At 33.3% G+C, this 24,173-nt stretch carries 24 protein-coding genes and 1 tRNA gene; 13 read left to right on the forward strand and 12 right to left on the reverse strand.

Annotated features, from left to right (window positions below):
• The first annotated feature begins 216 nt into the window (after positions 1-216).
• From GTH25_RS06495 to lpxL, 3 genes are all read left to right on the forward strand, one after another.
• Positions 217-1,074, forward strand: a complete 858-nt coding sequence (locus tag GTH25_RS06495) for an alpha/beta fold hydrolase (RefSeq protein WP_075674313.1) — start codon at positions 217-219, stop codon at positions 1,072-1,074.
• 396 nt (positions 1,075-1,470) lie between these two features.
• Positions 1,471-1,683: a transcription antiterminator/RNA stability regulator CspE gene (cspE, locus tag GTH25_RS06500; protein ID WP_006537332.1), complete on the forward strand. Its 213-nt coding sequence runs from the start codon at positions 1,471-1,473 to the stop codon at positions 1,681-1,683.
• Positions 1,684-2,145: 462 nt separating this feature from the next.
• The gene (gene lpxL / locus GTH25_RS06505) at positions 2,146-3,075 is read left to right on the forward strand and encodes an LpxL/LpxP family Kdo(2)-lipid IV(A) lauroyl/palmitoleoyl acyltransferase (RefSeq protein ID WP_075674312.1); all 930 of its coding nucleotides are present in this window, start codon (positions 2,146-2,148) and stop codon (positions 3,073-3,075) included.
• Between the two features lie 430 nt (positions 3,076-3,505).
• Here lpxL and GTH25_RS06510 read toward each other — a convergent pair whose 3' ends face one another.
• Positions 3,506-3,817, reverse strand: a complete 312-nt coding sequence (locus GTH25_RS06510; protein WP_075673598.1) for a YmdA family protein — start codon at positions 3,815-3,817, stop codon at positions 3,506-3,508.
• A gap of 525 nt (positions 3,818-4,342) precedes the next feature.
• Between GTH25_RS06510 and GTH25_RS06515 the strand changes: the two genes are divergently transcribed.
• Positions 4,343-5,095 (forward strand): class I SAM-dependent methyltransferase, encoded by a 753-nt coding sequence (locus tag GTH25_RS06515; RefSeq protein ID WP_075673599.1) that lies wholly within the window; start codon positions 4,343-4,345, stop codon positions 5,093-5,095.
• Positions 5,096-5,702: 607 nt separating this feature from the next.
• Here GTH25_RS06515 and GTH25_RS06520 read toward each other — a convergent pair.
• Both GTH25_RS06520 and GTH25_RS06525 read right to left on the reverse strand, forming a co-directional pair.
• Positions 5,703-7,127, reverse strand: coding sequence for an SMI1/KNR4 family protein (locus tag GTH25_RS06520; protein WP_164530433.1), 1,425 nt, complete (start codon positions 7,125-7,127; stop codon positions 5,703-5,705).
• Positions 7,128-7,512: 385 nt separating this feature from the next.
• Positions 7,513-7,674, reverse strand: coding sequence for a hypothetical protein (locus GTH25_RS06525; protein WP_164530199.1), 162 nt, complete (start codon positions 7,672-7,674; stop codon positions 7,513-7,515).
• Between the two features lie 237 nt (positions 7,675-7,911).
• On the opposite strand from GTH25_RS06525, the gene GTH25_RS06530 reads away from it, so the two are divergent.
• The 4 genes from GTH25_RS06530 to GTH25_RS06550 all read left to right on the forward strand — a co-directional run bounded on the left by GTH25_RS06530 (position 7,912) and on the right by GTH25_RS06550 (position 10,585).
• Entirely contained in the window at positions 7,912-8,835 is a 924-nt protein-coding gene (locus tag GTH25_RS06530; protein WP_202983527.1) for a 5'-nucleotidase, read from the forward strand.
• A gap of 221 nt (positions 8,836-9,056) precedes the next feature.
• The gene (locus GTH25_RS06535; RefSeq protein WP_164530198.1) at positions 9,057-9,233 is read left to right on the forward strand and encodes a hypothetical protein; all 177 of its coding nucleotides are present in this window, start codon (positions 9,057-9,059) and stop codon (positions 9,231-9,233) included.
• Between the two features lie 532 nt (positions 9,234-9,765).
• Complete coding sequence (locus tag GTH25_RS06545; RefSeq protein WP_075673595.1) at positions 9,766-9,945, forward strand: hypothetical protein; 180 nt, start codon at positions 9,766-9,768, stop codon at positions 9,943-9,945.
• A 283-nt stretch (positions 9,946-10,228) separates the two neighbouring features.
• On the forward strand, positions 10,229-10,585 hold the full coding sequence (locus GTH25_RS06550) for an MmcQ/YjbR family DNA-binding protein (RefSeq protein WP_075673594.1): 357 nt from the start codon (positions 10,229-10,231) through the stop codon (positions 10,583-10,585).
• 923 nt (positions 10,586-11,508) lie between these two features.
• Here GTH25_RS06550 and GTH25_RS06555 read toward each other — a convergent pair.
• Positions 11,509-12,027, reverse strand: coding sequence for a ClbS/DfsB family four-helix bundle protein (locus tag GTH25_RS06555; RefSeq protein WP_075673592.1), 519 nt, complete (start codon positions 12,025-12,027; stop codon positions 11,509-11,511).
• Positions 12,028-12,718: 691 nt separating this feature from the next.
• Between GTH25_RS06555 and GTH25_RS06560 the strand changes: the two genes are divergently transcribed.
• Complete coding sequence (locus GTH25_RS06560) at positions 12,719-13,192, forward strand: hypothetical protein (protein ID WP_075673590.1); 474 nt, start codon at positions 12,719-12,721, stop codon at positions 13,190-13,192.
• 160 nt (positions 13,193-13,352) lie between these two features.
• Here the strand turns inward: GTH25_RS06560 and GTH25_RS06565 are convergent, their stop codons facing one another.
• The 4 genes from GTH25_RS06565 to GTH25_RS06580 all read right to left on the reverse strand — a co-directional run bounded on the left by GTH25_RS06565 (position 13,353) and on the right by GTH25_RS06580 (position 15,918).
• Positions 13,353-13,586: a DNA polymerase III subunit theta gene (locus GTH25_RS06565; protein ID WP_156733253.1), complete on the reverse strand. Its 234-nt coding sequence runs from the start codon at positions 13,584-13,586 to the stop codon at positions 13,353-13,355.
• 178 nt (positions 13,587-13,764) lie between these two features.
• Positions 13,765-13,841: transfer RNA gene (locus tag GTH25_RS06570), tRNA-Pro, on the reverse strand.
• An 86-nt stretch (positions 13,842-13,927) separates the two neighbouring features.
• Positions 13,928-15,664 (reverse strand): LPS biosynthesis-modulating metalloenzyme YejM, encoded by a 1,737-nt coding sequence (gene yejM, locus GTH25_RS06575; protein ID WP_075673588.1) that lies wholly within the window; start codon positions 15,662-15,664, stop codon positions 13,928-13,930.
• Positions 15,665-15,690: 26 nt separating this feature from the next.
• The gene (locus GTH25_RS06580) at positions 15,691-15,918 is read right to left on the reverse strand and encodes a YejL family protein (protein WP_004247042.1); all 228 of its coding nucleotides are present in this window, start codon (positions 15,916-15,918) and stop codon (positions 15,691-15,693) included.
• A 155-nt stretch (positions 15,919-16,073) separates the two neighbouring features.
• Here GTH25_RS06580 and yejK point away from each other — a divergent pair, with 155 nt between their 5' ends.
• Positions 16,074-17,078, forward strand: coding sequence for a nucleoid-associated protein YejK (gene yejK, locus GTH25_RS06585; protein WP_109420255.1), 1,005 nt, complete (start codon positions 16,074-16,076; stop codon positions 17,076-17,078).
• Positions 17,079-17,160: 82 nt separating this feature from the next.
• Here yejK and rplY read toward each other — a convergent pair whose 3' ends face one another.
• Both rplY and GTH25_RS06595 read right to left on the reverse strand, forming a co-directional pair.
• The gene (gene rplY / locus GTH25_RS06590) at positions 17,161-17,445 is read right to left on the reverse strand and encodes a 50S ribosomal protein L25 (protein ID WP_023581385.1); all 285 of its coding nucleotides are present in this window, start codon (positions 17,443-17,445) and stop codon (positions 17,161-17,163) included.
• A 144-nt stretch (positions 17,446-17,589) separates the two neighbouring features.
• A complete protein-coding gene (locus GTH25_RS06595; RefSeq protein WP_164530434.1) occupies positions 17,590-19,353 on the reverse strand; it encodes a DNA repair helicase RadD in 1,764 nt (587 codons plus the stop codon).
• A 180-nt stretch (positions 19,354-19,533) separates the two neighbouring features.
• On the opposite strand from GTH25_RS06595, the gene rsuA reads away from it, so the two are divergent.
• The 3 genes from rsuA to GTH25_RS06610 all read left to right on the forward strand — a co-directional run bounded on the left by rsuA (position 19,534) and on the right by GTH25_RS06610 (position 22,328).
• Positions 19,534-20,238, forward strand: a complete 705-nt coding sequence (gene rsuA, locus GTH25_RS06600; RefSeq protein ID WP_075673585.1) for a 16S rRNA pseudouridine(516) synthase RsuA — start codon at positions 19,534-19,536, stop codon at positions 20,236-20,238.
• Between the two features lie 37 nt (positions 20,239-20,275).
• A complete protein-coding gene (locus tag GTH25_RS06605) occupies positions 20,276-21,460 on the forward strand; it encodes a Bcr/CflA family multidrug efflux MFS transporter (protein ID WP_229581648.1) in 1,185 nt (394 codons plus the stop codon).
• 520 nt (positions 21,461-21,980) lie between these two features.
• Positions 21,981-22,328, forward strand: a complete 348-nt coding sequence (locus GTH25_RS06610) for a YejG family protein (RefSeq protein WP_075673583.1) — start codon at positions 21,981-21,983, stop codon at positions 22,326-22,328.
• Positions 22,329-22,449: 121 nt separating this feature from the next.
• Here the strand turns inward: GTH25_RS06610 and mepS are convergent, their stop codons facing one another.
• On the reverse strand, positions 22,450-23,064 hold the full coding sequence (mepS, locus tag GTH25_RS06615; protein WP_075673582.1) for a bifunctional murein DD-endopeptidase/murein LD-carboxypeptidase: 615 nt from the start codon (positions 23,062-23,064) through the stop codon (positions 22,450-22,452).
• A 361-nt stretch (positions 23,065-23,425) separates the two neighbouring features.
• Positions 23,426-24,133: a phosphatase PAP2 family protein gene (locus tag GTH25_RS06620; protein ID WP_075673581.1), complete on the reverse strand. Its 708-nt coding sequence runs from the start codon at positions 24,131-24,133 to the stop codon at positions 23,426-23,428.
• Positions 24,134-24,173: the final 40 nt, after the last annotated feature.

The raw sequence follows: 24,173 nt of genomic DNA on the forward strand, positions 1-24,173 counted from the left end.
GTATAAAATCTACTATTTTTTGTTTTTCAAAAAACAAAAAATAAATTTCGGTTTATCCATTTATCTGCAACGAAACAAAATTTATTGCGAGTTTATATGAAGTCTTACCCTTAGCTAGTCTCAACATTAATTTTTAAAAGTAGAAATTTAAAATAGGCATTGCTATCCAATATGGCAGGTAATGTGTTATCAAAAATTAATAAAAGACAAAATCTAATGAAAATTAAAAACTCAAGAAAATGTAATGTGTCATTACCAGATAATAGAATTTTAACGTGGTATGAATCTGGTCCAGAGCAAGGTAAGCCAGTATTATTTTGCACTGGTGCAGGTATGAGCGGTTTATTAGGTGTAGACATTGACCTCTTAAATAGACTTAATATTCGACTGATTGCGCCAACTCGTCCTGGATTAGGTGATTCTACTTTTGATCCTAAAAAATCGTTAAAATCTTTTTCTGAAGATATTTTATTTTTATTAGATCATCTTAGTATCAAAAATATTAATGTTATGGGGTTTTCACAAGGTGCTGTTTTTGCGATGGCGCTTTGTGTTTATTGTCATGTTGATAAATTACTGATTGTCGCAGGACAAGATCAATTTGATTATCCTGATACACAAAAAAAGCTAACAGAAGATGTTATCAATATGCAACGTCAAGCTGTTGGAACACCAGATCTGTTAACCAGTTGGATTAAGCAAAATATAACAGCTAAATGGTTAATGGATTTTATTCTAAATTACAGTGCTGATGTCGATTTGGCTATTTATAACTCAGCTGATTTTCTCTCTGTTTATCAAGAATGTATGGCGGAAGCCTTTAAACAAGGTAATGATGGATACACTCAGGATTTGCTGATTGTGATGCAACCTTGGGGATTCTCACCTGAAGAAATAAAGACACCAACAACTTTATGGTATGGAATGAAGGATACCAGCACAGTTCATTCTCCTGATTTTGGCGAATTATTATTTGAACGTTTTCCTAATGCAGAGCGTCATTTATGGCCAGAAGAAGGAGGAGCACTTCTATGGACAAAAACAGAAGAAATTTTATTAGAACTTGCTGATTAAGATGATGTAGTACGTTAATGATAAAGTAGATACAAGTTATCTTAAAAAATAACAGTATCTACTTTTTTATTCATATTTTTAAATTAAAATAAAGAGATAGCTGAAATAGATAATTGTTTTTATCTTATAATTATTTTCTAATTTAATGTGTAAAAAGTTATTTTTAAAATAAAGATGAAAATAATTTGCTATAAAATGAATTATATGACTTAATAGCGCCACTGGTTTGGAAGTACAGACCTATTTATGTTAGTGCAGTTTTAAGTAGTTCACCGTTTAGCGTTATCCCTGATACCTCTTCGTTGCGAATTCCTTCAAATAGTGACCATAAGTAAAAATCCGAAATCAAACCGAAAACAGTGCCTTATGGCAAACTAATTAATTAAAGGAAATCTTATGTCTAATACAATGACTGGTACAGTAAAATGGTTTAACGATGATAAAGGTTTTGGCTTTATCACTCCTAAAGATGGTAGCAAAGACGTATTCGTACACTTTTCAGCGATCCAAAGCGACAGCTTTAAATCTCTGAAAGAAGGCCAAGAAGTTTCATTTTCTATCGAAAATGGCGCTAAAGGTCCAGCAGCAGCGAACGTAATCGCTCTGTAATATATTGAGTTTTATTACTGTGTATATTGCTGATGCAATATCAATACAAGTAAGACTTAAAGAACCTCACTTCGGTGGGGTTTTTTTATATCAATTTCCAGTCTATTTAACTTTAAAGTTTATTTAGTAAAGTGTAAAAAATAATTTTATTAAAGTTATGTAAATATTTGATGTGAGTTAATTTAATTATTAGAAGTGTATTTACCTTAATTACCACTAAAATTTACAGATAAATACATTAATTAATAAAGAAATCCTTATAATGGTGAAATAAAGGCATTAAGTTATTACCTTCTCAATCAAAAGAAAGAAAAATTTTTTATTAGAATAAAAGATATCAGATAAATCATAAAAAAATAATTTAAGATAAAAAATAAAAGTAATATTTAATGACTTATCTTAAATAATTATTGTCTAATTCAATGTGGCTTAAATGCTTTTTAGTTCCTAAAGGACAAACTTGTGTACGCTAAAAATATTTTTTCATTGCATTTATTACATCCCAAATATTTCTTAACTTGGTTTGGTGTTTTTATCCTTTTTTTATTAGTACAGCTACCTTATTCGTGGTTGCTTTTTTTAGGTAAACATCTCGGATTGTTATCTCGTTTCTTTGTCAAAAGAAGAGTTTCTATCATAAAGAAAAATTTAGAATTATGTTTCCCTAATAAAGATGAAAATGAAATTAACAAGCTTGTTATGGATAATTTATCGTCACTAGGTGTCGCATTATTTGAAACAGGAATGGCGTGGTTCTGGAGTGATCGTCGATTAAAAAACCTCTTTGAAGTACAGGGGATCTCCAATTTTACTGATGCAAGTGATAAAAAAGCTGGAATTTTACTCATTGGTATACATTCTATGTCACTAGAATTAGGTGGGCGTATTATGGGGCTTTGTTTCCCTGTAAATGCGATGTATAGGCCACATAATAATAAAGCGATGGAGTTTATCCAAACTAAAGCAAGATGCCGTTCAGATAAAGGCATGATAGATAGACGTAATCTAAAGTTTATGGTTATGGAGTTAAAAAAAGGAAAAGCAATTTGGTTTGCTCCAGACCAAGACTTTGGTTTAAAAGGAACAACATTCTCTCCTTTCTTTTCTGTTGAAAAAACATCAACCTCAAAAGGGGTTGCAATACTAGCGAAACTATCAGGAGCACCTTCTTTAACTGTCACTTTAGTTAGAAATGAAAATCAGAAAGGTAAAAAGTACAGCTTAATCATTGGTAAAGAATTAGTTAATTATCCTTCTGAGGATATTCAAAATGACACGGATAGAATGAATAAGCTGATAGAAACTGAAATTATGCGGGCGCCAGAACAATATTTATGGGCTCACCGTCGTTTTAAAACTCGGCCGGCAGGTGAAGCCAGTTTTTATAATTAATGATTAATATATAAAAAAAAGACCAACACATTATGTGTTGGTCACAGTAAATACTGGAAGCAATGTGAGCAATGTCGTTGTGAAAAACCAAGTAAAATACTCAACTATTCACAAGGTAAAAGATAATCATTATCATCCGGCTTGTCAACCCTAGGATTTGTATGGATTTAGAAGATAAGAATAAGGGTGATAAAGTAAAGATAAGAAGATAAGAAGATAAGAATTTTTATAAATAAGTTAAAACAGAGTTAGCAGATATAGAAATAAACTATATCTGCCTAATATATTATAACCATAATAGAAAATACCATTTATATAGTAATGAATTCTAATTCTTGGAAAATATATACTCGTTATTTAATAATAAATATTATTTCTATTTAATAGAGATTAATTTTTATTAAAAATATAGGATTTTAAAGGTGCTATATTAATTATATACGATATCCATTATCCCTACATTTTCTTTGACCCAATTCATACTCATTGAACCTTTATTTTCACCTAATTGAGCATTAAATATTTTATTAGGTTCGATTTTATGTAAAGTTTCTTCCATTTCAATTCCATTCCAGCAATTTGCTTTAAAAGTATTTCCTACTGATTCAGTTATACAATTTCCCTCTACAATAGAGCCTATAAATGTGATTGTTCCTGAGCCGATGACTTTATTATTATTTGCCATAGTTGGAGCTGATAATAAAAGTGCTAAACAAGTTCCGATAATAAAATTCTTTTTCATTCTATATTCCTCAAATATTCTTTATTTGGTTAGCTTTTGATTTATTTATTGTGTTCGATAAATAAATATCTATTCGTACCGAGTTGATGGAAGGAATATTAGAGGAAAAAAATATATCAATCTGTAAAAAATCTTGATGGTTAATGACAGCTAGATAAAGATTTATGAATGATTTTGTGATTTTTTCAGTACTTTATTATTAGCATAAATTAATTTAAGGTTGTCTAACTATTTGAAATACAGTAAATAAACTTGTTTTTTATTATTTTTATTAATAAGTTAACTTTTTTTGATATTAGTTAAATTGCTTAATTTTTTAGTGATACATTTTGTCGTTAAAATAGAAAACTTATAAAATGAGTAATTTCAGAGTTCAAAAAAATTTGTCAAAATATTTCTACGAAGTGACTATAAAAGTAAAAATTATATCTTTATTTGATGGTTTTTATCTGGTTGAGTATTGATATATTAATTTATCACTTTATTATCATTAAAAATAAACAACAAAAAGAGAATAGACTATTTATGCAGAGTTATCATTCGCTATCAGCCCAAGTTTACCAAATAGATAAACCTATAGGGTGTAGTTTTGGTGACGTAGAATATTATCAAGAACGTCTTAAGGATGTTAATGGCAAAATCTTAGAACCCGCCGTGGGAACAGGGCGTATTTTGATCCCTTTATTAAAGTCTGGATTTAATGTAGAAGGATTTGATCTTTCAGATGAGATGCTTTATTTCTGTATGGAAAATCTAAGAAGAAATGGATGTTCTCAAGATAAAGTGACTAAAGATAATTTGTTGACATTCCAAGTTGAGACTCTTGTTGATGCAATAATTATTCCGACTGGGACTTTTTTATTGTTAGATAGCGAAACAAAAGCATTACAGTCACTTCAACAATGTTATAACGCATTAAATCCAGATGGACGTTTATTAATTGACATTAGTTTGGCGCATACCTTTACTAAAGGCCAGTGTTCTAGTCGACAATTCGAAACGTCGGAAGGAGATTTAATTACCTTACAGATAGTAAATGCTGAAATAGATTATATTAATCAATTAACAGTATCTCATCACCGTTATGATAAATGGAGAAATGGGAAAATAATTGAAAGTGAATGGGAAGTGTTTAAATTGAAATGGTTTGGTGTGTATGAATTTAAACGACTCCTTGAATCTATTGGCTTTGAGAAAATAACAATTTCTGGAGATTATCAATATTTACGCGAACCAAATAACGAAACAGAAATTATTACTTTTGAAGCTTATAAATAGAAATCAAACAGGATATTGACAATAAGGCCATAAAATAATGGCCATTTTTAATGTCATTAGTATTTTTTCTACTTTTTTGAAAAGATCAAATGTTGTCTTTGCTATGAAAAAAGAAAACAAGAGAACGTTTAGTTTTAAAGAAATAGTGATTTTATTTGCTAGTATTAAAGTGAGTTCTTAAGATAAAAAAATCCCCGCACAAGGCGGGGGAAAATTAAATATCTATCAGTGATGAAATACTAAAACCAATAGTAAGGGAAAAAAAGATATCAATCTGTAACAAACTTTAAAAAAAAATAAGTGTGAAGTTAAAAGTATTTTTTGAAAAAAATCATAGTTACTTGATTTTTTTATAATGTAATTAATTGTTTTTAATTGATTTTTAATTTGTTGGGGATGTTGGGTTGGAGTATGTAATTAATAATCATGTTAATTTAACAATAAAATTTATATACATTTAGCTGAGAGTATTGATAAATACCTTAGTTTTTAAAACAACAAAAATACGTATTTATAACTATTTTAGGTGAAAGGCAGGCAATGATAATGATTGGTTATTGCCTGATTAGAATAGATGCAAGAAGATGATAGGGTGTCTATCCATCAACTACCATTGTTTTACATCAATCATATTGTTTGATGGGGATACTTTTGCGATATAAGAAGAGATATTATTACGAATATAAGGATTTTTTTCTTCAGGATACATTTTCCAAGCTTTTTTTAAATAATCCAATAGCTCATTATTGATATAATTTGATCTCGATAATGCCTGAATTGCACCTAAGCTGATCTCTTCATTCTCAGAGATTGCAAGTTCATAAAACGCTGATATTTTATCTTTTAAATTAATATCATGTGAAGCCGCATAAATTGCACTTCTTATTATTTCTACATTTGGGTGAGTAAAGAATGGTTGAAAATCTTCAACTAAAATAGCGTTTAATTCGGTCAAAGAATAACCGATAAAACGCAGTGTATCTTCGTTATTAGTTACTTTAAGTATAGGGAGAAGACTCTCTTTGAAAAGAGCATATTGATCTTTATATTTAAAGTAAATAATAGGAATAACGATATCTGTTTTTTCATCAAATGGAGCAACTAAAGCTTGCTGAATATAAGGCAGTGCTTGTTCTTTAAAATAGGTGGCTAAAACATTTAATGAAACTTTATATAATTCAATATCTTCAGTTTGTAGTTGTTGCCCTAAAAAATCCAAACTATTGTTGGATAATTCAGGTAGTTTAGTTAGTGAGTTAATTGCACTAATTTTTTTCGTAATATCTTCATTATTTTGTGCAAATTGAAGTAACATTTCTTCATTACCTCCCATTCGATGACCAAACCAGCTTGTGTCATAGCCTAAAATTACTTCATCTAACCAACGTTCATACCATTGTGAAAATGAAGTTTCATAGGAAAATGTGTAAGGAGTATCTGAATTAACCCAATCGGAGGTATATAAAATATGCCCTTTATAATCTCCATTAACTACTAATAATAGATCGTATTCGCAACCACAAGTACCTAAATAAAGCGTACCTTGATGAACTCTATCGCAAATAGTATCAAAGTCTTCATCACTACAGTCTTCGGGTACATGACATAATGCTTTCCATTCATCGATATCCATTTTAGGGCTAAGTAAGCAAGGTAGGGCACAATTTTGTATGCCATTCCTATCGATTGCATCATCAAAAGCATATAGGCCATAGTAAGGGCCAGCGCCACCATAAGAGCCGGTGCCGCCGTTGCCAATTTGAGTTATAAAAGCGATATAATCTTCAGGAAATTCACATCCTATTTTTGCTTGTAGCTGATTAACTTTCTCTTTTGATAGCGGAGAATTTAGCTGATATTTATGATTATCAGCACCAAACTCTTTATATTCATGATCAATACTAGTAACTAGTGCTAATTTCTCACGGATACGTTCAATAGGATTATCTGCATATTTTTTATTAAGTTGCTCCCATTGCTGCTCTGGTGTTAGCTCTTTGTTTTTTCTAATGATCGAGGAAATAAAACCCATAATTTAAAATCCCTATCGATGTATGGTTTAATTATAAAGTGGTTATTTCATAATCCTTTTAGACAGTGATAACCAAATACAATATTATTATTTTACTTAATTTTTACTATAAACTATTTTAGCTTCAATAAGATAATAGCATTTTGTATGAAAGCTTATCCATCATTTAGTGTTAAGTGGCGTATGGTTTTATGCAGATAAAAAAAGACCAACGCTAGGAGAGTTGGTCAATAAATACTAGAAGCAATGTGAGCAATGTCGTTGTGAAAAACCAAGTAAAATACTCAACCATTCACAAGGTAAAAGATAATCATTATCATTTGATATGTCAACCCTATGAAGATTATGGTCACTATTTATTCACACTAAAAGTCAATAAATTCTCTTACTTTATAGAAACCAAAGTGGGAATTTTATTATTAATAACAATAAGATCACTATTTTCTGATTGAGGGCTTATTGTATTTTTAACAGCATGCATTTTTTTCATTTTATTGACTAAATCTTTAAAGTGTTTCGAGCGTAAATGTATCGTTTTCTTAACCATGAGTTTTCTCCTTATTGATGATAGTCATAACAATAATAAGGATACCCACTAAATGCAAATGATAATCACTACCATTTGGTGTGGTATATAATTTGATGATAGATGCTCATAAGTAGGTAAACAGTATTATTTTGTCTGCACTTTTGTGTACAAGTTTTCTTATCTTCAGTCTTTTGAAAGAGTGATATTATGAAGAATAAAAGGAACTAATAGGGAATTTTTGCGATGGCGTATGATTTGACGAAGAGATTAGTCATAGGGCTTTCTTCTAGTGCATTATTTGATTTGCAAGAATCAGATAATATTTTTCGTACACAAGGGGAGGAAGCTTATCGAAAGTATCAACATAAAATGCAGGATATGCCTTTGGATAAAGGTGTTGCATTTCCTTTTATTAGTCGCCTTTTGAAATTAAATAACATTAGACCTGACGATCCTCTAGTTGAAGTTATTTTATTATCCAGAAATGATCCCGACACTGGATTAAGAGTGATGAATTCTATTGAACATTATAACTTAGGGATCACTCGAGCTGTATTTCTTCAAGGAAAATCGCCTCATATTTATATTCCAGCATTTGATATAGAGTTATTTTTATCTGCTGATCATGATGATGTTTTACAAGCGATTAATGCAAATTATCCAGCAGGGCAGATATTAGCCGGTCATGTTAATGATGATGATGCTGATGAATTAAGAATTGCTTTTGACTTTGATGGTGTGATTGCTGATGATGAAGCAGAGGTTATTTATAAAACTTCAGGCGAATTGTCTCAATTTCATAATCATGAAGCCAAAATGGTTGATGTACCTCATAACCCAGGACCATTAAAAAAATTCTTACTGCGTATTTCTGATATTCAAAAATTGGAATTAGAGAAAGTAAAACAAGATCCTACTTATATTCCATTACTTAAGATCTCTATTGTTACTGCGCGCAATGCACCATCTCATAAACGAGTTATTAACACGATGAGAGCATGGGGAATTTCTGTCAATGAAGCTTTTTTTATGGGTGGGGTAGAGAAAGCTAATGTTCTGAGAATTTTAAAACCACATATATTCTTTGATGACCAAAAACTGCATTTAAAATCATCATCTGAATTACCTTCGGTGCATATTCCTTTTGGAATAGCTAATAAGAGTGTTGATAATAAATAAGATACTTTTAATGAATTGAGTGTCTGGTATATATAGCATACACTCAATTTTTCTTTTGTCTAATTATGTTTTTAATTCAGTTTAAATAATAAAATCGCTCAATACTGGATCTATTTTATAAGAGTGGTATGGTATTAAATAATTACTGAAAATTATAAATTTAAAATGTTTATAATTAATTTAAAGAGGCTGAAAATTTAATTTAAATAAGGAAAATTGAAGTGGATAATAATCATAAATTTTTTTCTGACGATGTGTGCCCTAAAACTGCATTATATGGTCAATTTTATGGTGATAATCACTATGCTGGCCGAGATTACGAACGGAAAATATATTATGGGAATAAATTCCCAAAAACTAAGAAAGGTTTTTATTTTAAAAAATTAATGAATTTTTAATAATAAAAATAACAAGCAAATATGATAGAGTCTATTCTTAATAGAGATATCCATGTGATTTAAACTGATATATATTTAAAATAAATTGATGATTGCGTAACTAATACAATTTACTATACTGAAAAATAACAGCGTAGCAAAATTTATTATTAAATCTTTTCAATACCAATAGGTTGATAACCTTAGCATAACGGTTTGAAATGTTCACCTGAATTATTTGGCATTAGATGAATGTGAAAATCACCGATTTTGCTCAATAAAACGCAATCATCAACATCTTTCAGATTGTCTTTATGTTGTTGCTGACTATCTACTAAAAGTGTTGCAATAGCTCTCTCTTTATCTCCAAACCATGCTTCTTTTAACGCAGGCCAAGCATCTGTATTTTTTCTTTTTTTATCAATGTGTTATTAATTAAATAACCATATTGAGAGCAAGTGTAAAAATTAAGATGATTAATTTTTTATGAACTAAATTATTTATTTTTAATCTAAATATTAGTTATTAATTTTAAATATTATTTGGAGTAGATATGAGATTACTTATGCTTTTGAGTGTTTTTTTGATTTCTGCTTGCTCATCAACTGGAGCAATAGAATCTCAAGAAAGTAAAAGCCATAAAGAGGATCCATATTCTGATAGCACATTAAATAGTATTAAGACTAATCAGAATATTTATATTGAGCAGCAACGTAGTAAAGGAAATTTTTAAGTTGTTAAAATAAATGATTGCTTTTGGGGCCACCTAAGTGGCCTTTTTATATGCAGAAATATAAAACATGGCATATTAATAGAAATTTTTTAAATTTCCAGTATAAGAATAAGGTACGCATTATTATTGTAATTGAGGGTATTAAATAATAACTTCATAAAAAATAGTAAGAATAAAAGGGTGCATCGGGTAGATAACAAATAAAAAAGAGAAAAAAAGTAATGGAATCTTAAGGTATACGGAGCTATATTTATATTCAGATAATTTATGAGATGAGGCTGTGATGAATAGAAAAGAATTAATTAATTATATTAAAGAAAACTATAATGCAGAGCCTGAGTGTTTATGGATTAAATATCCAAATTATATAGTTTTTAGGCATAATAGTAATTCGAAGTGGTTCGCAGCTATAATGGATGTTCTAGAAAGTAAATTATCTGATAATGGTAGTAGGAATATGGTCGATGTTATAAATTTAAAAGTTATGCCAAATTTAACGGGATCATTACGATTGAAAAAAGGAGTATACCCAGCTTACCATATGAATAAAGAGCATTGGATTTCTATTAGCCTCTCATCTGAATTTGATGATAACGAATTAAAATCTTTAATTTCTGAAAGCTATAATTTGACACAATAATTTTATTAATATAGCTTACTCAATTTTTAAACACTTTCTAATTATATAAGTTAATTTATTATATAGCATTTTCATATACGCCTTTATTGAATTTTATCTAATATTAGTCATTTTAAATGTGCTTACATCTTCTTTTTGAGTAAGCCTATGAGAATGTAAAAATCGGTGAGTATATAAATGATAGCTTGTTAAAAAACGACTTAATCATAATGAGAAAAAGCCTTTCTTATCGTAATAATAGTTATTCCTCCAAAAAATATAATGAAGGAAATAAGCAAATAAAATATTATAAAATTAGCATCACTCTCTTTAAAGATCATCATTACTAATAAAATAAATAGAAAAAATAAAAAGAATTTCTTATCACTATTGATCATGCAATACACGTAAGAAACAAAAATAGACACTAAAAGGAAAGTAAAATAGGCGATAAGTAAAGCAACAAACTCTAGGCTGTTAAAAAAATTAGCAGGTATTTCTTCTTCGTGGAATATCATTATCAGCACGATGGCGGTTGCTATAAAACTCATTAAAGTAAAGATTAAAGTGACAAATTTATTAGTATATAAAAATGATAGTTGCTTAAAATAAATAACTTTTATTGAAATTTCTAAAGAAGACACCAACACGATAATACTGATAAAGAAAATGGCAGAAGAAGTAGCTAACTAAATAATATTATCATAACCAAATGTAGATATACTGAGATAGAGCGATATCACTAAAGATAATACTGGGGATATAAATGTTAGCAACTTTTTCTTTTTTTGTTTGTCGTTCATATTACTATCCATTATAAAAACAACAAGATACCAATTAGATATTAGAAATTGATAACAGAGTGATTATATAAGTCGGTCAGTCCTATCGATCATCGGCACTATTCTGTTTTTAAATACCACGTATAATTTTGACGCTGATACTTATTTTAATTTGATATTATTATTTTTTGCCCACTTCCTTAATCTCCCATTAGCGTTAGCATACGGTGAAGATGTGTTAAATGATATCATCCTACCCATCGTCCATTTTGTGTACCATGGTTTGCCATATAAAATATCATCAGTTCTCTCATTAATAAGCTTCACAATTTCATTTTTTGTAGTCTGAAGTTCAGCTACCAATGAGTCATAATTTAATTCACTGTAATCTGAGTAAAATTTTTGAGCAAGAAGACCAAGTTGGTTCCACTTATAACCCGTGTCTGGAAAATCGACAGGTAGACCTTTAGCATCAGATGTGATCCATTTTACAACAAGAGAATTCCATCCGAGTAAATATGAAACAAGATCACGAACACTCATCTCTGTTCCTTTGGCGTGCCCATCCATTGAATATTCTGAGGTGATTTCTGCCGGTATCACATTAAGATAACTAATTAATTTATTGAAATTTTTATCAATAGCTAAGAGTAATTCAACTTTTGTTTGTGGTACGCTCATAAGGAATTCCATCTCATTAAAATAGAGAAATTATAAGGGGGTGTAGTGTTTGAAAACAAATTAATTATGTACTATCCACCACAATATGGGAAAGACTCTTTTATAAACAGTGTAACCGTTAATTTTTGAATATAATTGGATCTCTATTTTTAAATAGTGAGCGATTTATTCTTTACCACACTTAATTTTATCAGAGCTCCGCGATTGTGGAGCTGTTTTTGTTAATTAACTCACTTGTTTAATATAAAAGAGATAGGAATATCTTGAAATTTAGACTTTATGCTATTTTTTAATATTTTATATAAGGTATCTATCAGCTATGAGTTCCACCTTGTTGAAGGAGGAATACCGTCTGATTTTATATATAAAAAATGGGATCAAAACAGAGTAAAATATCAGCTTCAATATGTTCATTTGTGCTTTTAAATTTAATTATCTGTCCATTCACCGTTGGTTCCAAATTTCAGGCATAGAAAAACCAACCTTAAGAGGTTGGTTTTTCTAAAGAATTTTGGTCGGCATGATAGGATTTGAACCTACAACTCTTGATACCCCATAAAACTGACTTTAAGGTATCTAACACTTTGATTATAAATTTAAATAATACATTTTATGTAGTTGAATACAGTTCCTAAATTAGCTGAATTCATTGTATATAATTGATATCTAAACCAAATGAAAGTGATGAAAAATGAAATATAAACCGATGCCGAAAGAACTTGTTTTGTTGGATGTTGAGAAAATCAATGGCTACTTATGTGCTGTTGAGTCACTGAACAGAGAGCCAAATGTTGCTCCTGACTATGAATGCACTTATGTGGAAGAAAAAACGACGTTACTTAGTTCGGTTCAGTCAGTGATTATTCCTCATAGCGATAAACATTCCATTGAGCATTGGAACGTTTCGTTAGAGCAACTCAGTGAAAACGATATGATTAAAATAGTGGAAGAATGGTTTTTTCAGCTTGGTATTGCTGCAAGGCATTCGGAGTTACTAAAGAATTTAGTCGTTGGTTTTAGAGATTTAATTCAGCCATACACTATAGGTTCTTCAATATATAGGGTGAATATGATCCCGCCAATTTGGTACGCAATACGCTGGGATAATTTTGTGATTCATTCCAAGCATGGTTCTCTTTTATTTGAATTTAACTTTAGTGATTAAATTATTTGTGAGCAGTTGTACTGCTAAGAGAGGCAAGACCAATGGCAAAAACAGTAGTAGAACGTAAAGTGAAACAACGTAAGTGGTAAAGGGAGTCTGGCGTTACCAAGATTGAATTATTTATTGATGAGCAAGAATAAGTTTTATAATCTTATTAATACTACTTCGCTTTCAAATACTGTACTGAATTCCCGTCCGGCAATTTCTTACTTCTCTCACGATAAAAAGCTAGCCGTTCATTAAAATACTCACGCAAATGTGCTGGTTGCTGTCGTTCTATTTCCGAGGCTACAACTGGCATATTTAAACGTTCTTTATATGCAATACCACTCGCAGATAGATCGACGTTAATTTTGTCTTTTTCTTCCTGAGTTAGCTCAGCTAGATTTTTCATTTGATAAGCTCTGTTAATGAGTTTGAGGTGAATTATAGCATAGAAACAGGGCGAGAATTGAGCTGTAACTCGGGTAAATCTGATGGGGGTTTTACCCCAGTTTTACCCCTATTTTACCCCTCTCAAATTTCAGGTATAAAAAAACCAACCGTAAGTGGTTGGTTTTCTTAAATATTGTTGGTCGGCATGATAGGATTTGAACCTACGACCCCCGACACCCCATGACGGTGCGCTACCAGGCTGCGCTACATGCCGTTTGTGCCCTGTATATTACTGTTTTTGAGTGCTAAAGCAACCCTTTGCTAATTAAGTGACGTAATTTTGTGCGTCACTTAATAGCGTTAGCGTTCAATAAAACGCTTCTGTTCAGCCAGAACTTGCAGTAACAATTTTAAATCAGGTTTTGCAGAACTGATCTCTTGTCCTGATTTATCAAATAAAGCGTATCGACCATGCTTATCTATCAACAAGGTATTATCTTGTAAAAAGACCACAAATGCCTCTTCATCGCCTGTGAAAATCCATGGATGATTACGAGTGCTTGCAAATAAATCTTCACCTTGTGAATAGTTGTCTGCTGGACTAATGACATGTAACACATGCTGCATCAAGGTCGTCATTACATCTTGATGGCTTGTCATTCGATCAATAACCTGTGGCGTCATATTTGGCCAATGTATCATTAATGGCACCTGTGACTGGCTTAAATTAAAGGTGGTTTTATCTGACAGCCATTGATTAGTTTGCTTCTTATCGTTGTCTTGATGATAGCTAGAAGTGACAACCACAACAGTATTATCTAGTACTTTGGTTTCTTGTAATGTCTTAAATATTGTCTCTAGTTGATCATTTAATGTGGCTCGTTGAGACGCATTATTGGTATGACCATTAATTTGTAAGAAAGAGAACCAAGGAATTGTTTGGTTGTTTTTGACTAACCAATTACTCCAACTATCAATAGTGGCATTATTATTACCACTACGTGATGTTGGGAGGGAGAAATCTGATAGCACAGCTTGTTTAAACAGTGGCGTTTGGAAACCATTCGTTGAAAACATGGCTAATTGATAGTTTCGATAACTTAACGCATCGAAAAGCGCAGAGTTCTTTCTGCTACTTAATACACTGTCTAAATAAGAAGGTGAAATACCATAAAATAGTCCAAATAATGCAGTGTCATTATTTATACCTGATGAATAATGACGCGAAAAATAAAGGTTATTTTGTGCAAATTGTTGCAAGCTTGGCAATTCAGGCACCTCTTCAGTCCCTAAGCCATCAACCACCACCACCAGCAAGTTATAAGAATAGGTATCCTTGGCATAGATTAATGGAGCAAGAGGGTAGGTGATACCTTGTGCAGCTGGATTACCTTCACTGATAACACGTTGCTCATATTCTGATTGATTAATAAAACCGTGGCGCTCAAGGAATTTACGCGCTGTCATTGGGTAGGATAACGGCAAATTAGCACGTTGCATGGTGATTGGGCGATAAAAGTTAGCGTCAGCCCAAATTGACATAGAATGAGATACTATAAAGCAAGTAATAAAGACACCCGCTAATGGTTTACCCCAGCGTTGGCGATTTAAACTGCGTAATTTTTGCCAACTCCATGTTGCAAAAAGCATTTCAATCAGAAAGATGATGGGAATGCCAATGAAAATAAGTTGCCATTCTCGCGCCATTTCACCTTCATCTGGGTTAATCACGAGATCCCAAACAAGTTGAGTCAAATGGAGTTGAAATTGCTGGTAAACGGCGATATCAAAAATAAGGATAGTTAATCCTGCGCTGGCAAGGGCACAGGAAATAACTCTAAGTAGCCGTTGAGAAACAGCGACAAAGGTGAGGGGGAAAAGGATGAGTATATAGATAGCAAAGACAATAAAACTAAAATGTCCCATCCAACTCACAATAGCGTAAAAACGACCAGCAAAGGTTGCAGGCCAATCAGAAATAAACAGGTAACGGCTTCCAAGCAGTAAGCTTAGAATAATATTAAATAGCGCAAACCAGTGACCCCAACTGATCATTTGGGATACTTTTTCACGATAGGACTGAGGTCTCGTTACCATGTCTATAAATAATTTTTCTGTGTTTATTAGTGAATATTGCCTTCATCAATTGAAGCACGCAATGCGTGAACAAAGGAGTCAGCAATCAGCATTCGTTGAGCAGGGGCAATACTTGTATTAATTAAGTTTGTCACCATGTTCCCCAACACCATCAAAGAAAGATCTGTAGGAGTATGATGTTTTTCAAGAACGCTGACAAGTTCTGCAAGTAATTGCTCAACTTGTTCATCACTATAACGGGATTTTTGTGGCATAAAATCTGAATTCCTACTAAATGGATAAAACGCTATATATTACCGTATTACTAGGGCTTTTTCCGCTATTAAATTAATTAATTTTCCCTTGATACTGAAAGTAGGGAGTGTTTGAATACGCGCACGAGAAAGAGACGCAATAAAAGAGGACGACCATGAGTCTAGATATTAACCAATTAGTTTTGCATCAACTTATTAAGCGAGATGAGCAGACATTAGAAGTTGTGCTACGTGATTCACTCTTAGAAATTGAACCTGTTGTTCAGGAAATGATTGAAGAGTTACATCGTGTATACAGTGCAAAAAATAAAGCTTATGGTCTGTTTAATGAAGAAAGTGAATTAGCAGAAGCGTTGCGTTTACAACGTAAAGGTGAAGAGAATTTTTTAGGTTTTTCACGAGCAGCAACGGTGAGACTGAAAGACGAATTAGCAAAATATCCTTTTGCAGAAGGTGGTACCGTTCTATTTTGTCATTATCGCTATTTAGCGGTAGATTACCTTTTAATCGCTGTACTGAGCAGTTGTAACAGTATGTGGGTAAACGACAGCCTAGATGTGTCATCAACACGTTATTTAGATATTCCTCATGCAGATATTATTGCTCGTATCGATTTAACTGAGTGGGAAACCGCACCCGACTCTTTACGTTATTTAACGTTTTTAAAAGGTCGAGTTGGACGTAAAGTCTCTGATTTCTTTATGGACTTTTTAGGTGCGCAAGAAGGTTTAAACGCCAAAGTTCAAAATAAAGGCTTATTACAAGCAGTTGATGATTTCTGCGAAGCTTCAGAAATGGGCAAACAAGAGCGTCAAACTTGTCGTGAGCAAGTATATAGTTACTGTAATGAGCAATTACAATCTGGCGAAGAAATTGCCTTAACGGAGCTTGCTGAAGAATTACCGTCTCTAGGCGACCAAAACTTCGCTCAATTTACTGAAGAGAAAGGCTATGAATTAGCTGAAACATTTCCAGCAGATCGCAGTACGTTACGTCAACTGATGAAGTATTCAGGAAGCGGTGGTGGATTAACTGTGAATTTTGATGCGAAATTATTAGGGGAGAGAATATTTTGGGATCCAGCAACAGATACACTCACCATTAAAGGCACACCACCTAATTTACGTGATCAGCTACAACGTAGAGCATCAGAAAAATAATTAAGTAGTAGAAACAAATAACGCCACATAAGTGGCGTTATATGCTCGGCGTCCCGAAAAATAAAGCTCGAAGGGTGGCTTATTAAGCGCGCAGGAAGTCGATATGAGTAATTTTTGGCTTATACTCGTGACGTTGCACTGCTTTAACTTTAACTTTAGTTTCTTTACCATCGATTACCAGGTTAACGAAATCTGAATAGAATTCTGATTTGTGTTCTTGGTTGATAACTTCGTTGTGATCTAAATCGATAGCGATTGGCTCTTCATTTCCGCCATAAACGATAGCAGGAAAACGGTTAGCCACACGCAGGCGGCGGCTCGCACCCTTACCCTGCTCTTTACGTACAGTTGCTTTGATAGTTAACATCTTTTTTCTCTTATAAAAAAGAAAGAAAATACATACTTGTTACAGGCGACCCAGCAACAAGCTCGAGATTTGGTTTATCTAAAAATAGATAAAGCGGGGCGCATTTTAACGAAAAAGTCCCCTAACAGCAAATATAAATCCAGATTAATACAAGGTATCTGCTTTTCGGTAGCGACCAGCATAGTCAAAAATCTTATTTCTTATCTTCCAGAAGCTCTCTTTTTTACCTTTATGAGCGACAATAAAGTCAGGGTGACGCAACAAATCAAATTGCTTAATAATGTCGTTGGCATTATGCCAAATAAAAGGAACGCCTGGTGCGCGTTGATGTTCACGTAAAAATTTTAATTCAAATACTTTTCGTTGAGCAGGAGTTGTTAGTCGAAAACGTTCAGAGACGGAGGTGCCTTCTTCATCGTAATAATTAATTTCTAACCATTCACCTTTAACATCATTTCCCGATTTAAATTGCATTCCACCACAGCGTAAGACTAATGCTCCTTTGAGTTTTAATGCTGCTTTAAGCATATCATCAGGATCAACCAAGATTTCGTCGCAATGAATGCAGCGACGTGCTGCAATATCATTTTCCTCATTGCAATGTGGGCACAATTTAAAGCGGAAACGAAATTCACACTGCTGTTTTTGCCCTTGTTCATTGAGCTCCCAGCCTTGGCAACGTCGACCATAATGTTCAATGATATCGCCATCAGCATCTACAATGCCCCAAAAGGTGTTGGCAAATTGGCAAATAGGACAGAAAACTTGTACCGGCTTACTATTCGGATTGGGTTTTTTAGTACCGACTTCGGGTAGATAGAGATCATGAGGATTACCTGCATAATCTAAAATTAGGCATTCGGTTTTTCCTGCAAATAATCTTAATCCTCGCCCTACAATTTGTTGGTATAAACTCACAGACTCAGTGGGACGTAAGATAGCGATTAAATCAACATGTGGAGCATCAAAACCTGTTGTTAATACGGCAACATTAACCATATAGCGTAATTGTTGCTGTTTAAAACGAGAAATAAGATGGTCACGTTCAGAAGAGGGGGTATCAGCACTGACTAGCGCTGCTTCATCCTGTGGTAAAAAAGAAAGGATCTCTTTTGCATGTTCAACCGTTGCCGCAAATATCATTACACCTCGGCAATTTTGTGCATATTCAATAATTTGAGCAACAATATGAGGTGTGATGCGTTTTTGTCTCTTTATTTCACGGTTTAGATCTTCTTCATTAAATATCCCATTTTGACTTGTTCTTACTTGGCTAAAATCGTATTGCAAAATAGGCATATCTAGGCGAGTTGGCGGAACTAAAAAATGATTGCTTATCATATAGCGCAAAGGCAATTCATAAATGCAATCACGGAAAAAGCAATCTTCATTGCCTCTGATCATACCGTGATAATGATATTGATAAATCCAGCCTGTAGGTAAGCGATAAGGTGTTGCAGTTAATCCTAAGATCCGTAATTGTGGATTAATGGATTGTAATTGTTTAATGACTTGCTGATATTGGCTATCTTCAGACAAACTAATGCGATGACATTCATCAATAATAAGAAGGGAAAAAGTATCACTAAATTGCGATAAATTACGGGCAACAGATTGAATACTGCCGAAAACCACTTTTCCGCTACTCTCTTTTTGTTGTAAACCCGCAGCAAAAATATCCGCAGATAGACCATAAGCCTCATATTTGCTATGGTTCTGTTCTACTAATTCTTTTACGTGTGCTAAAACCAAGACACGCCCGCGCGCTCTTTTAGCCAGTTCTGCAATCACTAAACTTTTTCCTGCGCCAGTAGGTAATACAATTACCGCAGGTGTATTGTGTTGACGAAAATAAGAGATTGTCGCGTTAACAGCGTCAAGTTGATAAGGTCTGAGTGTAAAAGCCATAACTCTACATAAGAAATCAAACAGGGCGTCAGCGTAACATTTTTTTATAAGTAGCGCGAATAAGGGGGAGTAAAGGACGTGATAGTTTATTTATAAATTAATTAGTTGTTTTATTGTTAATATTCATTTTTAATAGATACCTCATATCAGATGGTATTCTTCCATTTTTCAGAGAAATTCATGCGATTAGATAAATTTTTGTCCCAGCAATTGGGTATTAGCCGTAGCTTGATCCTTCGTGAATTAAGAGCAGGGCTTGTAACAATTGATGGCGAAATGGTGAAAAGCGGTTCAACCAAAATTGCGCCAGAGCAAGAAGTAGCTTACGACGGTAATGTCTTAACTCAAATTTTAGGGCCTCGTTACTTTATGTTGAATAAGCCAATCGGCTATGTGTGTTCAACAGACGATCCTGTTAATCCAACTATCCTTTATTTTATTGATGAACCTTTGGCCCATAAATTACATGCTGCTGGGCGTTTAGATATTGATACAACCGGGCTTGTTTTATTAACAGATAATGGTCAATGGTCACACCGTATTACGGCACCAAAACATCACTGTGAGAAAACCTATCTGGTTACGCTAGAAGAGCCAATTGCAGAAGGTGTCGCTGAACGATTCCAAAAAGGTGTTCAACTTAACGGTGAAAAAGATCTAACAAAACCAGCCACGTTAGAAATTATTACACCAACAGAAGTCAAACTCACTATTAGTGAAGGCAAATACCACCAAGTAAAACGTATGTTTGCAGCAGTGGGTAATCATGTAAGTGCTTTACATCGTGAGCGTATTGGGGATATCACATTAGATGAGACTTTAGCTGAGGGCGAATATCGTCCATTAACAGAAGAAGAGATCAACAGTATTCACCTACCTCAATAATTATTATTTATCCTGTCGTTTTTGGGAGTTTATCTGCGTGCAACAGCAACGTTCGTCGTACCTTAGTCTCATTTTAATACTGGGACTTATTTCCATGCTTATGCCATTGGCTATAGATATGTATTTGCCAAGTTTACCCACTATCGCGCAAGATTTTGGTGTGCCTAGTGGCAAAGTGCAAATGACATTAAGTATCTATATTTTTGGCTTTGCTATTGGGCAATTAGTCTATGGACCTATGGCTGATAGCTTGGGGCGTAAGCCTGTCATTTTGGGTGGCGTAATTGTTTTTGCTTTTGCCTCTAGTGCATGTGCATTATCTGAATCAATCGATATGCTAATTGGTATGCGTTTTTTACATGGCTTTGCGGCAGCCGCGGCAAGTGTTGTGATTAATGCATTGATGAGAGATATGTTCTCTAGAGATGATTTCTCTAGAAGTATGTCTTTTGTTGCACTTGTTATGACCATCGCACCTTTATTAGCACCACTATTAGGTGCTTGGGTGATGAATTGGTTTTCATGGCATGCTATTTTTTGGAGTATTGCGATAGCTGCTGTAATTGCATCTGCATTAATTGCTTTTTATATTCCAGAAACATTACCAAAAGAGCGCCGCCAACGCTTTAGCTTAAGAGTAACATTTAGCCAATTTATTAGTCTGTTTAGAACACGTCGTGTCCTTTGTTATATTTTGGCTTCAGGTTTTTCTTTTGCTGGCATGTTTTCATTCCTTAGTGCTGGGCCTTTTGTCTATATCGAATTACATGGCATTCCATTTGATCAGTTTGGATTATATTTTGGTTTTAATATCATCTTCTTAATTGTAATGACAAGTATCAATGGGCGATATGTTCGCCGATTTGGTGCATTGAAGATGTTGCGCCTAGGCTTAACGATTCAATGTGTTATGGGGATCTTTTTATTACTGGTGGTCGCTCTTCATTTACATTTCTATTTCCTTGTTGTGGGTGTAGCAATGTATGTGGGTGGGATTGCGATGATCACATCGAATGCGATGGCTGTTATTCTTGACGACTATCCTCATATGGCGGGGACGGTTTCTTCTCTTGCAGGAACAGTGCGTTTTGGTGTTGGTGCTTTAGTGGGAACAGCTATTGCTATGTTACCAGCAAAATCAGAATGGCCAATGGTAAGCTCTATGGCATTTTGTGTACTGTTTGCAATGGGTTTCATCTTACTTGCACGTCGTTATAAATAAGAATATCACGCTATAAATAACAGAAATTTATAGCGTGCTCCTCTTTTTCTGCCTCTGTTTCCTCTAAAAACACCACATTTTCCTCTGCGATATTTCATGAATCGTTTCAAATTAGTGTAATTTTTTGATTTGAATCAATACTCCATGTTGTTATTTTGTTAAATTAAGTAAAATTTATTTTAATAATCATCTATTATTGTTTTGTTGATATGAAGTATCGTGATAAAAATTGATGGATTGTTTTACTTGAATACGTAATATTTTATACAATTATTTTATATGGTTGATAAAATGTTAAATAAATGAAAGAATAATTGAAGGGATTAAGCATCACAGGTATGAATGCCTGTAAATACTAAACTAAATGAATGGTTTGATACGTCTCTTCGCTTTTTTTGTAAAACAATTGTAACAATCGTATTCTATAATTAACAAAGTTCTAATATGCGTGTGAGCAAGTCAGTTCAAACTCGTATTGATGATGTATTAAATTAACGTGTTGATGAAACAGGATTGATTTGTGGATAATGTACAACTTTCGGTAGTTCATAAGCTGCCGCTGAGTTATCGGTGGCTAGCAGGCTTTGCAGGCACAAGAGTAGAAATACTGCCTGAAAATGATGCTGGAAAGCAAACTACGCTGATTGGCTTAAAATTGTTAAGTCATGATGGTATGACACTGGATGAAGCAATACAGAATTTGCGTCAGTATCTGAGTAATCTTCATATTGATAGCGTTGTGATTGAATGGGATGGAGCTCCTTGCCTTTTCCTTCATAGTGACGATGAATGTGCTGCTTTATGTTGCTTAAAAAATGCTGGTGTCGCTATTGCTGAGCCATTCCCAACGGCATATTCTTATTTATAACACTTACTTAATGTTATAAAACCAATAAAGCCACAGTGTGGTTTAAGCATGATAAAGAATATAAAAAAAGCCTCATTAATTAATGAGGCTTTTTTATTGCAATAAGATATAAGGGAATTAATTATCTTAATACATTTTGCGAAAGGTTGTTTTCAACAAGTGTGGCATCATTGTTTTCTATAACACGTCTTGCTGCATAAAAACGTTTATTCCAGTAGGTATTAGACATTTCTGACACTGTTACACCATTGCTGGTGGATGCATGTACAAATTTATCATTACCGATGTAAATCCCAACATGGCGCATAGTTCGGCCTGTTTTGAATAGAACGAGATCGCCTGCTTGTAATTTTGATTTATTAACCTGAGTACCAGAGAACTGTTGGTCTGAAGTTGAGCGAGGGAGTTCTACACCGAATTGGTCAATAAAGGTTCTTTGAACAAAGGCAGAACAATCGATACCTTTTTTAGTGTTTCCGCCTAAACGATAAGCGACGCCTTTCCAGTCTGCATATTGGTCAAGTATCTTAGATTTTATATCGAGATTCTTCACCAATGATTCAAATTCATCTTGTGATGCTTGGGAAATAGATGTGCTTGATGATGTATTAAGTGGGGTGGTGCTTGAATTCGCTAAGCGTGGATTTGCGTTCTGTGAGCTACATGCCGATAGCGTAGCTACAACAATGAACGCCGGTATGAGCTTAAGCATTCTCATATACGGTTTTGTTCTCATTGTGACAGATTTCCCTTACATCCTTACGTGCAGAAGTGCACATGAATTATTCACCAAATAACCAGAGAATATAGTGTAATTTAACTCTGGCAACCTTATTTCGCGAAAAACGTGCTCTAAAGCACGTAAATATCCACATTAAACAATAAATAATGAGGAAACCAGAAAAGTGTACAGAAATAGGGACTAAATGGCGAGAGAAAAGAAGCTTAATTTACAAAACATTAGATAATAAAGTGCTAATACTTAAAATAGATCTCATTTTGTCATAATAATATCATTTAACTGTCAAAAAATGACCAAAAGAATAAGTGCAATATTACACTCATTCTTTTTTTATTAATTAGATGTGTTTTCTCTTTTATTTTTTAAAAGGAAGATATTTTTCTAATTGTCTGATAATTATATCCGATAATGGTGTGATTAATAACCAACTCGTCGTAATTAAAGTTAAAGAAATAGAACCCACTAAGATATCTGATGCCCAGTGTGCGCCAGCCATAACTCGTGGTAATGAAAATACGACTGTAATAAGAAGAGCACATAAGAAAGAACGAAACGAGAGATAACGTAATATAAAGCTACAGAAGATAAGTAGCATTAAACCATGATCACCTGGGAAGCTATCGCCAGAGGCATCTTTTGTTGGAATACCTGTCACAACACCCACTCTATGTACATCTTGAAAATGAAGTGTCGGGCTTGGTCTTTCAATTGGAATATTTTGTCCAATTTGATTGATGAGCACTGCACTTATTACCATCACTAATCCCACAATTATAAGATGGCGTTTGCCCATATAATCTTTTTTACGGAATGTATTGTAATACAACGCGCCCATTGCCAACAAAATAACCAAGTCAAACTTTCTATTATTAATATAAGCCACAAAAGAGGCGAAAAAAGTATCTGGTAAAATGTGCTGATTAAAAAAATAAAAAATACGAGTATCTATTGATAGCCAGAATCCATGTTGTGCTGGAAGATACCAAGAGAGAAAAATAATTAATCCTGTGAGATTAAGTAAAAAAATAACAAGTGCTTTTTGGCGAAAATTAGAAAGTTTCATAGTAATCAAATGGCAAGCTTTAAGTGTTTTTTTGTGACAC

This window comes from Proteus terrae subsp. cibarius (genome assembly GCF_011045835.1).
GTDB lineage: Bacteria > Pseudomonadota > Gammaproteobacteria > Enterobacterales > Enterobacteriaceae > Proteus > Proteus cibarius.